This window comes from Clostridium sp. LXY-7 (assembly GCF_056172015.1).
In genome coordinates this window covers 343,225-355,467 of record NZ_JBLLJL010000002.1, presented here as the reverse complement: position 1 = coordinate 355,467, position 12,243 = coordinate 343,225, and the positions used below count along the sequence as shown (strand labels likewise).

Here is a 12,243-nt window from a genome sequence, read left to right as displayed (position 1 = left end):
AATCTATAACTTTCTACTGTATAACCATAAGTACATGAGCTTGTTTATTTATAGAGAAACAACTTTAACATATAATTTATCTAATAAAAGAAGTTGTTTCTCTTTAAGAGATATGCAAGCTCTAAATCACCATAATACTAATTGTACCTTTTATAATTATAAATTTCACGAATTAACTTTTGATCTTTTATATCTATAGTAATTAACTAATCCAAAGCATATCAGCGCTTTCCACTGTCCATTTTCCATCTTTGTTTTTTAGTTTTGTTTTAACTCCTATAGCTCCAAGTCCTGAGCGAAACTTACTTCCCGCTACTTCAACTTTATTGTTTGAAGAAAAATTAATATTTTCAACCTTTAATAGTAACCCTTCAATGTAGTTTCCCTCTTCAACCATTCCCTTATCCTTTAGTGATTGAAAGGATTCCTCCATAACCTGTACTTTATACTTTTCGAAGTATTTTAAAATATATTTTTTATCTTCTTCTGTAGCATCCTTTAAAGAGCTTGTGTCGATAGCTATATATTTCATATCGCCATTTAATCCTTCATCAATGGACATCATTGAATCTAAAGCTAAGCTATAAATTTCAGCCATTTTTGTGGTTTTCTTTGTTTCATTATTATTTTTTTGTAAATTATTAGAATTATCTCTTGGTAAATTACTGGAGCATCCTGTTAATATTATGGTGAAAATTAACATTACAGAAAGCAAATACTTTCTCATAGCACCCACCCTTTCTTTCAAATTATTCAGAGAAACAATTGAATAATTTGATGCGAAGATCTATTACAATATATACGATTTATAAATACTAAAGTACTATGTACTAAACCACTTTAGTTTCATCAAATAAATTAGGCAGGTGGTGTTTCTCTCTAATTAGATTTTCTATTTCAAGAGCTAGTTCCGGATTATCCTTTAAATACTGCTTTGCATTTTCCCTACCTTGCCCCAGTTTCATATCTTTGTATGATAGCCATGAACCACTTTTTTCAACTAAGTCCTCGTTTACAGCTATATCTATTAAATTCCCTTCCCTTGAAATACCCTCATTATACATTATGTCAAATTCAGCTATCTTAAAAGGTGGAGCAACCTTATTTTTTGTTACTTTTATTCTTGTTCTGCTTCCTAAAACCTCTTCCCCAACTTTTATGATGTCAGTTTTTCTAATATCTAGCCTTACAGAGGAATAAAATTTAAGTGCTCGTCCCCCTGTTGTGGTCTCTGGGTTTCCAAACATTATACCAATTTTTTCTCTTAATTGATTTATAAATATTACTACACATTTGGATTTGTTAATGGCTGCAGTAAGCTTTCTTAAGGCTTGAGACATTAATCTGGCTTGTAGACCAATATGAGAATCCCCCATGTCACCTTCTATTTCAGCTCTTGGAACCAAGGCTGCAACAGAGTCAATTACCATTACATCAATAGCATTGGACCTTACTAGTGCCTCAGCTATCTCTAAGGCTTGTTCTCCAGTATCCGGTTGGCTTACAATTAAGTCCTCAATATTAACTCCTAGTTTCTTTGCGTAAGATGGATCTAAGGCATGCTCAACATCTATAAAGGCTGCTGCACCTCCTCTCTTTTGAGCTTCTGCTATTACGTGGAGAGTAACAGTAGTTTTACCTGAAGATTCAGGTCCGTAAATTTCTACTATTCTCCCCTTTGGAACTCCACCTACTCCTATGGCTATGTCTAAAGCTAGACATCCTGTTGGTATAGCTTCTATTCCCATCATGGTGTTTGCACCAAGCTTCATCACAGAACCCTTTCCGAATTGCTTTTCTATCTGATTTATCACAGATTCTATTGCTGCAAGTTTATTATTATCAATATTCATTACCTGTCTCCTCTCGATTTAAATCTCATGTTCATTGATAAAACTATTGATTTTTTCATCCTCATTGTCTCTTTCTATTCAATCTATCCCTGGGTTTTTAAAAACCTATAAAATAAGCTTCATACTTGCAATCCATTATCTTTTAGATATTTTTTTAAATATTTGCCAGTATAAGAATTGATATTTGAAACAATTTCCTCTGGGGTTCCCTGTGCTACTATTGTTCCACCCTGCTCTCCACCTTCTGGTCCAATATCTATGATGTAGTCCGCTGTTTTAATTACGTCCATATTATGTTCTATTACAACTACGGTATTGCCACTTTCAACTAGTCTCTGCAGAATATTTGTCAACTTGTGAACATCTTCAAAGTGCAAACCAGTGGTAGGTTCATCTAATATATAAATGGTTTTTCCTGTACTTTTTCTACTTAATTCTGCTGCAAGTTTTACACGTTGTGCTTCTCCACCTGACAAGGTTGTTGCAGGCTGACCTAGCTTAATGTAGGATAGACCTACATCATTTAGAGCTTCTATTTTTCTTCTAATGCCCTGAAAGTTTTCAAAGAATTTAAGTGCTTCTTCCACAGTCATATCTAGTATGTTATGAATATTTTTACCTTTATAAAGCACCTCTAAAGTCTCACGATTATATCGCTTACCTTTACAAACCTCACAGGGTACATAAACATCTGGAAGAAACTGCATCTCGATTTTAAGGGTTCCATCTCCTTTACAGGCTTCACAACGGCCACCTTTTACATTAAAACTGAACCTTCCTTTATCATATCCTCTTACCTTTGCATCAGTGGTGGTGGAAAATAAATCTCTAATTAAATCAAAGACTCCAATGTATGTAGCAGGATTAGAACGTGGAGTTCTTCCAATAGGACTTTGATTAATATTAATAATTTTATCCAGCTGTTCTATGCCCTCAATTTTTTCATATTTACCAGGGATCGTTCTAGCACGATTTAGTTTTTTTGCTAGTGCCTTATATAAAATCTCATTTACAAGAGAACTTTTCCCTGAGCCGGATACACCAGTTATACAGGTAAGTACCCCTAGAGGAAAGGGGACCTCTATATTCTTTAGATTATTCTCCTTAGCACCAAGGATCCTTAAATATCCCTTGGGAGACTTTCTGCTTTCAGGAATTGGAATGGACATTTTTCCGCTTAGATATGCCCCAGTAATAGATTTAGGATTTTTTATGATATCCTCTGCAGTTCCACTTGCTATCACTTCTCCTCCATGGACTCCAGCACCAGGACCAATATCAAGTATATAATCTGCAGCCTTCATGGTATCCTCATCGTGTTCCACAACTATGACACTATTTCCTAGGTCTCTTAAATTGCACAAAGCCTTAAGAAGTTTGTCATTGTCTCTTTGATGTAGTCCAATACTAGGTTCATCTAATATATAATCTACTCCCACAAGGCCAGAACCAATCTGTGTGGCTAGTCTAATACGCTGCAATTCTCCTCCAGATAAGGTGCCCGTTGCCCTTGATAGGTTAAGATAATCTAGTCCCACATCCATAAGAAAGGTGATTCTTGTATCAATCTCTTTCAAAAGTTCTTCTCCTATTACCTTTTGGAAATCACTTAACTCTAGATTTCTAAAAAACTCCCTTAGATCTTTCATTGACATATTTGTTACTTGAAAAATATTCTTTTCATCCAAAGTAACAGCCAAAGACTCTTTCTTTAGACGTTGCCCTTTGCAACTTTTGCAGGGAATAACACTCATAAAAGTTTCATACTCTGCTTTTGTAATTTGTGATGCAGTTTCCTTGTAACGCTGCTCTACACTTTTTATGATTCCTTTAAAGGTCACATCATAAATTTCTTCACCTCTTTGGCTGCCATAATGAACCTTTACAATTTGGTTTGTACCATAAAGCAGAATATCATGAATTTCCTTTGTATAAGATTCAAAAGGCACATCAAGACTAAAGTTGAATTCCTTTGATAGGGCTTCAAGAATGGCTCTAGTATAGCTTCCTTGTTCCTTACAGGACTGCCAGCCAAGAACCACAATGGCTCCTTCGTCAATGCTCAAGGTTTTATCAGGAATCATCAAATCTTCATCAAATTCCATCTTAAAGCCAAGGCCAGTGCATTCTGAACATGCTCCAAAGGGATTATTAAAAGAAAAATTTCTTGGCTCAATTTCTTGGATGCTTATATCACAGTGTGGGCAAATAAAGTTTTGGCTAAAGGTGAGAATTTCTCCCTCTATTACGTTCATCATGATTATTCCATTTGCAAGTTTGAAAGCAGTTTCCATTGAATCAGCTAAACGAGATTCAATTCCTTCTCTAACAACTAATCTATCTATAACAAGTTCAATATTATGATTAAGATTTTTATCCAAAAGAATTTCTTCTGATAAATCATATTGATTTCCATCTATAATAACTCTTACATAACCACTGTTTTTCGCATGTTCCAATACTTTTTTATGATTACCTTTCGTTTCGCTAACTATAGGTGCAAGAAGTTGTATTTTGGTACCCTTTGGAAGGGCTATTATCTCATCTATAATCTGATCCACAGACTGTCTCTTAATCTCCCTACCACAATTTGGACAATGAGGAATCCCAAGTCTTGCATATAAGACACGAAGGTAATCATAGATTTCCGTCACTGTTCCGACAGTAGAACGAGGATTTCTGTTAGTAGATTTCTGAGAAATAGCAATACTAGGTGAAAGCCCTTCAATGCTTTCAACCTCAGCTCTTTTCATCTGCCCTAGAAACTGTCTTGCATAGGAGGACATAGATTCCATATATCTTCTTTGACCATCGGCATAAATCGTGTCAAAGGCTAGCGAAGACTTACCTGATCCACTAACTCCAGTTATTACCACTAGTTTATTTTTAGGAATATCCACATCAATATTTTTTAAGTTATGCTCACAGGCTCCCTTGATGCGCAGGTAGTTTTTTTCAGCCATTGATATCAATCCTTTCTCTATTTTTTAATGAGATTCTGTTTTAGAATTCAGCTATATTCTTTTGAATTTTGGAATAACTCTCAATTAAATACTGGCTTTCTTCTTTACTGACTTTGATGTAGCTTTCTTCTTTTGAGATTCTAATCTTGGTTTTCTCTCCTCTAATTCAGCTAATTTACGTTCTTTTTCTTCCCGTTCTCTTTCTAATTGCTCTTGTTTTAGTTTCAATTCTTCAAGGGCTGAGCTTTCCACTCCTAGATTTTCTGCTTTCAAAAACTTTTCAAAGGCTTCTGGGTATTGAAACATTCTTATTCCAACCTCCTCCTGAAATTGAACCCATAACTTTTGTTCCTTTACTTCTGTAATAACTCCCTCTCCAAATTGGGCATGAACTACCTTCTCATTTGCTAGATTCATTTTTTATACCTCCTCTAAAATTGTCTATGCTTGATTTTATATTTATTAATTTACTTTGTAATGATAGTTTGAAAATATATAAACAAGCCACCTTAAGGCTCTTTGGATTTACTTAAATATATGTGCAATCTCACTTTTGTAAACGTTTCCATATCGCTTCATAAAAAAATTTGCTATAATACTCATCATTAATCCAATGTTTTTCTTTAGAACACTCATTTACCATCCTCTCTTTATTTAAAAGTATCTTTTTCATCCTTCCAAGGCATGGACCCTTGATAATATTTTTTAGCAATATGGCTCTGTATAGAACTATCAAGACTTGATAAGCGCTTATACACATATTGCAAGAAATCACTGTTTTCCTTAGCAGTTCTTTTAAGAGTACACTGTTTCCCCTTGCAAACAGAAATGCTTAGCCAAGTGCAACTGCCCCTATCTGATAAGGCACAGCAGTCTGGAAACTTCATCAAATCTGGTACTTTGTATCTCAACCTCTTATTCCTCCTTTCTATAAAGCAAAAATAATAAGACTACACTTTAATTTTAGCACAAAAAAATTTTACGATGTAAGTAAAACTTTTGTTAAGAAACATGCTTTTTTTATTTCTCATTTTGTTTCAAAACTTGGTGATGTTCGTATTATGATTGCAGATTCTATACCTCAACTTTCCTTTGATAAGCTGGGAATAAAGGCCCAGCCTATTGAGATTATTCTCCAATTTTCATACTGGAGATTTCAGTTGCTTTACCAGATATGCTCATAACTGTAGATATGAAAATACCCGTATTTTTATTAAGATAATTGTTAGCAGTTTTGGACGACAAAAAAGACACCTGTAGCCTTTGTACCGTAATCAGATTTACGTGCAAAGCACCACATGTGTCGTTTCTTTAAGTTTATTATTTAATTCATTTTGGATTATACTTTATTTTTTATAAAAAAGTCAAATAGTTTATATAAAAGATTTTTATTTAAATACTCTAAATCTCTCTTCTAATGGCTGGAACTGTTTTTCTTCTGGCTGTGCAGTAGGTTTTCCAAATGGCATTTGCGCAATTAGCTTCCAGTTACTTGGTATGCTCCATTCCTTTTTAATCTCAGCTTCAATAAGTTCATTATAGTGCTGTAAAGATACTCCAAAGCCTTCAATTTCTAATGCAGTCCATACAACAAATTGGTGCATTCCACTTGATTGCTGTGACCAAACTGGGAAGTTATCTTTATATAGTGGGAATTGAGCTTGAAGCCCTTCAACTATACTGTTATCTTCAAAGAATAAAACTGTACCATATCCGCTTTTAAAGGAATTTATTTTATCTTCAGTTGGTTTGAACTTATCTGCAGGAACTATTTTTCTTAAAGCTTCCATTGTTATATCCCACAATTTATCGTGCTGTTCTCCAAGTAGTAAAACCACTCTTGCACTTTGAGAATTAAAAGCTGATGGTGTATACTTTACTGCGTGCTCTATTATTTCTCTTATTTTTTCATCTGAAACCACTGCTTCCTTGCTTATTCCATAAAATGAACGTCTCTCAGCCACTGCTGCATTAAAATCTTTTTTCATATTATTTCTCCTCCATTTTTATTAAATTATTTTATTTAATTAAACTAAATTTTTATTCATGTTATTTATTGATCTTAATAAAGCATTTTTAATCTTAATTAATTATTTTTAAGCCTAATAGAACTAATCATTATGTCATATTCAATTTGTATATTCATTATATTACATTTTATTGAATTTTATTGAATTTTATTGCTATTTATTAAATTTTATTATCTTATTTTGCCTTGATTATCTTTTATTATTCAATGAAGTGCTTACTAAATGATTAGCTTATTTGATAAAAAATAAAAAGTGAGCTGCCATAGGCTTAATCAACCCGTTGCAGTTCACCATCTTCTTTATAAGTATAGTGGCAGCTATATTTCAACTTCAATTTCAGATAAATTTAATGCTTTTCCTCCTACCATCACCTCAACAACCTCCTTATCTTGAATAGCTAATGAAACAATTATTTCTGAAGGTTTTCCCATTGAGTAACCTTGTTCAATAACTATACGTTCAGTACTCTTAAGGTTGATTCTATCATATTTAAACAGATAACAGGCAAGAGCACCATTGGATGTACCAGTTGCAGACTCTTCAGGTATTCCGTAAAGAGGTGCCAAATTTCTGCAGTGAGCATCTGAACCATTAAGTGACTCTAGTGTGAACATATGATAACCAACAGTATTATATTTCCTACTGATTTCTGCTACCTTTTCAAAATCTGGCTTTATGGCACTTAATATATCTATATTTTTGATTGGAACAATAATATCTCTCAGACCAGTAGATACTATTTGTACTGGTAAATCTTCGTCTATTTCATAAGCAGTAATATTCAAGGAATCTGCGATTTTCTCTTTACAAATTGTTTCGTAAAAGTTTGGAAGAGCTTGATTCATTATAATTGACATATCTTCCATTACCTCTACCTTTAAAATTCCTGCCTTTGTTTCCTGAGTATACCTCCCAGGCTTTATTTTCCCTAGACTCGATAGTAAGTAATAAACTGCCACTGTAGCATGCCCGCAAAGATCCACTTCTTCAGCAGGGGTAAAAAATCTTACCTTAAAATCTGCTAAGTTTGACTTCATCACATAGGCAGTCTCACTAAAACCAATTATACCTGCGATCTTTTTCATATCATTTTCTGAGAGGTTATCGGCATTAAAGACAACTGCCGCAGGATTTCCTCCCTCAATGGATTCTGCAAATGAGTTTAATGTAAAAGCTTTTATTTTCATATTTTATCTTTAGAGAGAGTGTGTATTACAAGTACCAAACCCTCACTAAATCTATCCCCCCTTCATTTTATACACTTTTTTAGTTTCTTACAAGTTATTGTTCTATTTATAAGAAGAATGTAACTTAATAAGTATTAATTTTAATGTAAAAGTTCTTATATTTGTACTATTGTACCTATATTCATTTCTTCTGCCTTTAATATAATATATTGTGAAACAGCAATATCTTGCAGTGATATACCAGTGCTGTCGAATATGGTAATTTCTTTATTTGATGTTCGTCCTTTAACATTTCCCAGTATTAATTGGCCTATTTCACTCAAATTATCCTTTTTAATTTTACCCACTCTTACGGCATTCTGTGTTTCTCCTACTGTTGATGCCTGTGCTATGTCATCTACATATACAACTGCTTCGTCAAATATTTTTTCATCTATTTCCTGTTTTCCAATAGTATCAGCTCCCATACAACTGAAATGTGTGCCTGTTCTAACCCATTCTTTTAAAACTAATGGCTTTCGCGAAGGGGTAACAGTAATTACTGCATCAGTTTCTTCTAAAGCTTTAGCTGGATTTTCAGTTGCGATAAACTCAACTGATTCAATTCTCTGCTTCCATCTGATATTGTAAGAATCCTTTATATCATTTAAAATTTTACCAAGTTCAGCTTTTATAGAATTCTTAAACCTTATGGCACTTTCATGTTTAAAAGGATTATATATATATACCTTATTGATTGTCTGAACTTCAGACAGCGTTGCGGCTATTTGAAAGATTGCTTGAACTCCTGTTCCTACAACCAGCAGTGTTCTTGAATCATTTTTTGCTAGATACTTAACACCTACTGCACCTGCAGCTCCAGTACGCATTCCTGTCAAATAGCCTGCATTAATAATAGCTTTGGGAAATCCATTATTTAAATCGAATAGCATGGTGAGCCCAGTTACAGTTGGAAGTCCGAGCTTTACGTTATCGCCAAACCATGAAACTAACTTCAAGCCAAAAACATCTTCCTCATTAAGCATACTAGATTTAATATCCATTTCTGCTCTGCCCTGAAAAATTTCCTCTGATATCATGGAAAATATTCTCCCCCGATTATCAGCTTTCGATACATAGGCTTGTTCTACGCATGCTACCGTATTCTTAATATCGAGAATCCTTCTAACATCATTGTCACCGAGAATCCTTATTGGTATCAACATTTATCACTTCCTTCTAAAAATATAACTTTATTAATGTAATTATATTTTAAAGGCAATGAAAAGTCTCCAACCATTCTTGGTTGTTTTTTAACCAACCAAATGATATATTAATGATAATATTATCTGGAGGTATAATTATGTTTAATATAAATTGGAAACCTGACAGAAATGATTCCACTCAGTTGCATATACAAATCGTTAGATACATGAAGGATAAAATAGCCAGTGGAGAATGGCCGGTAGATTTTAAATTACCCAGTCAAAGGACACTTTCTGAAATCTTTGGCGTTAATAGAAGTACCGTTGTAGCTGCAATAGAAGAACTAACTGCTGAGGGTCTTTTAAATGGAAATGCAGGAGGGGGTACGAGGGTAATAAACAATACATGGACATTAATGTCTATTCATCACTCCCACAACTGGAATCCCTATATCTCCTCAGGAGTACATCAGGCCAATCAAAGAATAATACAGCAGATTAATGTGGCTGAATTCCAACCAGATATTATCAAAATGGGGTCTTGTGAACCGTCTCCTGAGTTAATTCCTAACGAAATGATTCAGAAAACATTGGAAAAACTATCTAAATCTATGAAACCCTTAGGTTACGAAGAACCAAAAGGAGCACTTTATTTAAGAAGAGAGATATGTGCATATCTTAAAACATTGGGCATTGAGGCTGAGCCTGGCTCAGTTCTGATTACTTCCGGAGTATTGCAGGCACTTCAGCTTATTTCCCTTGGACTTTTGAACACAAACTCAGTAGTTTATTTAGAAAAGCCATCATACCTCTATTCTCTGAGAACTTTTCAATCCTTTGGATTACAACTCTCTGGAATACAACTTGATGAAGAAGGCATTGATGTAAAAGAATTGATTAACCGTCATCAGCGAAGAAAAGGATCTATGCTGTTTTCAATACCTACCTTTCAAAATCCTACAGGTAACGTAATGTCACTTGAGAGAAGAAAAATGCTTATAAATGCCTGTGATATAGAACGATTGCCTATTATCGAAGATGACGTATACAGAGAGCTTTGGTTTGATGAACAGCCGCCACCACCACTAAAGGCATTTGATAAAAACGGGCTTGTATTATATACGGGAGGCATATCAAAGAATCTATGCCCTGGTCTTAGGATTGGATGGATTGTAGGACCAGAAAAAGTTATTGAAAGACTAGCGGATATAAAAATGCAAACCGATTATGGATCTAGCTCGCTTTCTCAAAACGTAACTGCAGAACTTTTTTCAAGCGGTCTGTATTATCAGCATAACGATATAATGAGAAAAAACGTAAGGATTCGAAGAGATGTTACTATTGGAGCATTAAAAAAGTATTTTATTGGCATGGCCACCTGGAATATTCCAGCTGGAGGGTATTTCATTTGGCTTAAGCTGAATGAAGGTATTTCCATGCATGAACTTTTCGTAAAAGCATTAAGCAAAAAAATACTTATTTTTCCTGGATATTTATATGAATTTCACTCCAATCACCATATAAGAATTTCATATTCTTATGCCTCGCTTAAGGAAATAGAGTGTGCAATCAAAACTCTTTCAGAATTGGTATCAGAACAATTAGGTTAAGTGAACCAGTCAATTTTAACTACTTTTTCTAACTCCTTACCTTCTAAAAATATAATATCTAAATTTAAAATTAATTTCACTACAAATATTTACTTGATGGAGATACTCTCACCCATCGAAAACACAACCGCCTGTAAGTAGCTATTTAAGCCATCTACAAGCGGTCGTGGATATGTATGGTTGAGGCGAAGCTCGACCTTTAAAATCCACTACTCCACCTTTAAATAAATTACTTTCTTCATCCGTTAATTGATTATCTAATTTTTCATACAAATAAGATTCATATAACTTAGTTATAGCCTCATTTTCACTTAAGTTTAATTCTATTATTATCTTTTTTACAAGATTAGCACAAATAATAGGAGAAATAGCATCAAACTTACCTTTATCCATTATCTTCTCCTCCTAAATCTTCAAAGAGAATGTTATTGGGAAATAATAAATAATGCTTTCACTTGTCCTTATTTTCAACTTTTTGATACCATTTCATAGCTTCTTCATAATCTTGAGATACTCCCTCTCCTTTAGCATAACATAGTCCCAAACTATATTGTGCATCTGCATACCCCTGTTCTGCTGCTTTCCGATACCACTTTGTAGCCTCTTCGTAATTTTGAGATACTCCCTCTCCTTTAGCATAACAAATCCCTAAATTATATTGAGCTTTTGCATCTTCTTGTTCCACCGCTTTTCGATACCATTTAACTGCTTCATTATAATCTTGAGAAACTCCATTACCTTTAATATAAAATACTCCTAAAAGACATTGTGCCTTTGCATATCCTTTTTCAGCAGCCTTTAGATACCATTTGAATGCTTCTTTATAATCTATAGATACTCCATATCCATAATTATAGCATATACCTAAATTATATTGTGCTTCTGTGTGTCCTTGTTCTGCAGCTTTTAAATACCATTTAACTGCTTCTTTATAATCTATAGATACTCCGTGTCCATAAGTATAGCATATGCCTAAATTATATTGTGCATCCGCCACACCTTTTTCTGCATCTTTTTGAATATTCTTCAATTCATTTTCAATCATAATAGATCCCTTTCCCATATAATTAAAATATCTTTTTCAACACTAATATACTATTCATTGTAAAAGTAAAGTAATTTAAAATATTAAAAATTTAATTTCTTCATAGCAGTCTTTGCTATGAATTTGGAGGAGTTATTGGGAACTTCACGAAAATCACTCCAATCTTAATACCTCATATTGTATTTTACAATTTATACCTAACCTGTAAATATAACACTATCACTAAACATCTAAAGAGTCAACATTTCTTGTCATAAGGTTCGGCTTTAATAATTCTGAAATTATACACGTGGAAAAACCCACGACAATCACTGTCGTGGGTTTTAATGGTGAAGGCGATACATGACCTTTAAAATCCACTAATTTTATAT

General features: G+C 33.8%; 11 protein-coding genes. 1 reads left to right on the top strand and 10 read right to left on the bottom strand.

Annotated elements, in window-relative coordinates; all coding sequences use genetic code 11:
• Positions 1 to 202: 202 nt before the first annotated feature.
• From ACI48Q_RS08755 to ACI48Q_RS08720, 8 genes are all read right to left on the bottom strand, one after another.
• Positions 203 to 727 carry a hypothetical protein gene (locus ACI48Q_RS08755; RefSeq protein WP_474918701.1) on the bottom strand — a complete coding sequence of 175 codons (525 nt, stop codon included), beginning with the start codon at positions 725 to 727 and terminating at the stop codon, positions 203 to 205.
• 103 nt (positions 728 to 830) lie between these two features.
• Positions 831 to 1,853, bottom strand: coding sequence for a recombinase RecA (recA, locus tag ACI48Q_RS08750; RefSeq protein WP_474918700.1), 1,023 nt, complete (start codon positions 1,851 to 1,853; stop codon positions 831 to 833).
• 119 nt (positions 1,854 to 1,972) lie between these two features.
• Entirely contained in the window at positions 1,973 to 4,816 is a 2,844-nt protein-coding gene (uvrA, locus tag ACI48Q_RS08745; RefSeq protein WP_474918699.1) for an excinuclease ABC subunit UvrA, read from the bottom strand.
• Between the two features lie 84 nt (positions 4,817 to 4,900).
• Positions 4,901 to 5,233, bottom strand: coding sequence for a hypothetical protein (locus ACI48Q_RS08740; RefSeq protein WP_474918698.1), 333 nt, complete (start codon positions 5,231 to 5,233; stop codon positions 4,901 to 4,903).
• A gap of 233 nt (positions 5,234 to 5,466) precedes the next feature.
• On the bottom strand, positions 5,467 to 5,727 hold the full coding sequence (locus ACI48Q_RS08735; protein WP_474918697.1) for a hypothetical protein: 261 nt from the start codon (positions 5,725 to 5,727) through the stop codon (positions 5,467 to 5,469).
• A 477-nt stretch (positions 5,728 to 6,204) separates the two neighbouring features.
• Positions 6,205 to 6,804, bottom strand: a complete 600-nt coding sequence (locus ACI48Q_RS08730) for a nitroreductase family protein (protein WP_474918696.1) — start codon at positions 6,802 to 6,804, stop codon at positions 6,205 to 6,207.
• 359 nt (positions 6,805 to 7,163) lie between these two features.
• On the bottom strand, positions 7,164 to 8,033 hold the full coding sequence (locus ACI48Q_RS08725) for a PhzF family phenazine biosynthesis protein (RefSeq protein WP_474918695.1): 870 nt from the start codon (positions 8,031 to 8,033) through the stop codon (positions 7,164 to 7,166).
• Between the two features lie 155 nt (positions 8,034 to 8,188).
• Positions 8,189 to 9,238 (bottom strand): ornithine cyclodeaminase family protein, encoded by a 1,050-nt coding sequence (locus tag ACI48Q_RS08720; protein ID WP_474918694.1) that lies wholly within the window; start codon positions 9,236 to 9,238, stop codon positions 8,189 to 8,191.
• A 137-nt stretch (positions 9,239 to 9,375) separates the two neighbouring features.
• On the opposite strand from ACI48Q_RS08720, the gene ACI48Q_RS08715 reads away from it, so the two are divergent.
• Positions 9,376 to 10,827: an aminotransferase-like domain-containing protein gene (locus ACI48Q_RS08715; RefSeq protein WP_474918693.1), complete on the top strand. Its 1,452-nt coding sequence runs from the start codon at positions 9,376 to 9,378 to the stop codon at positions 10,825 to 10,827.
• A 141-nt stretch (positions 10,828 to 10,968) separates the two neighbouring features.
• Here ACI48Q_RS08715 and ACI48Q_RS08710 read toward each other — a convergent pair whose 3' ends face one another.
• Together ACI48Q_RS08710 and ACI48Q_RS08705 are read right to left on the bottom strand one after the other, a co-directional pair.
• Positions 10,969 to 11,220, bottom strand: coding sequence for a hypothetical protein (locus ACI48Q_RS08710; RefSeq protein WP_474918692.1), 252 nt, complete (start codon positions 11,218 to 11,220; stop codon positions 10,969 to 10,971).
• Between the two features lie 58 nt (positions 11,221 to 11,278).
• Entirely contained in the window at positions 11,279 to 11,872 is a 594-nt protein-coding gene (locus ACI48Q_RS08705; protein WP_474918691.1) for a tetratricopeptide repeat protein, read from the bottom strand.
• Between the last annotated feature and the right edge of the window lie 371 nt (positions 11,873 to 12,243).

Bases quoted from the DNA above. Each gene is read 5' to 3' on its own strand.
- ACI48Q_RS08755 (WP_474918701.1), bottom strand. From the start codon at position 727: ATGAGAAAGTATTTGCTTTCTGTAATGTTAATTTTCACCATAATATTA.
- recA (WP_474918700.1), bottom strand. From the start codon at position 1,853: ATGAATATTGATAATAATAAACTTGCAGCAATAGAATCTGTGATAAAT.
- uvrA (WP_474918699.1), bottom strand. From the start codon at position 4,816: ATGGCTGAAAAAAACTACCTGCGCATCAAGGGAGCCTGTGAGCATAAC.
- ACI48Q_RS08740 (WP_474918698.1), bottom strand. From the start codon at position 5,233: ATGAATCTAGCAAATGAGAAGGTAGTTCATGCCCAATTTGGAGAGGGA.
- ACI48Q_RS08730 (WP_474918696.1), bottom strand. From the start codon at position 6,804: ATGAAAAAAGATTTTAATGCAGCAGTGGCTGAGAGACGTTCATTTTAT.
- ACI48Q_RS08725 (WP_474918695.1), bottom strand. From the start codon at position 8,033: ATGAAAATAAAAGCTTTTACATTAAACTCATTTGCAGAATCCATTGAG.
- ACI48Q_RS08720 (WP_474918694.1), bottom strand. From the start codon at position 9,238: ATGTTGATACCAATAAGGATTCTCGGTGACAATGATGTTAGAAGGATT.
- ACI48Q_RS08715 (WP_474918693.1), top strand. From the start codon at position 9,376: ATGTTTAATATAAATTGGAAACCTGACAGAAATGATTCCACTCAGTTG.
- ACI48Q_RS08710 (WP_474918692.1), bottom strand. From the start codon at position 11,220: ATGGATAAAGGTAAGTTTGATGCTATTTCTCCTATTATTTGTGCTAAT.
- ACI48Q_RS08705 (WP_474918691.1), bottom strand. From the start codon at position 11,872: ATGATTGAAAATGAATTGAAGAATATTCAAAAAGATGCAGAAAAAGGT.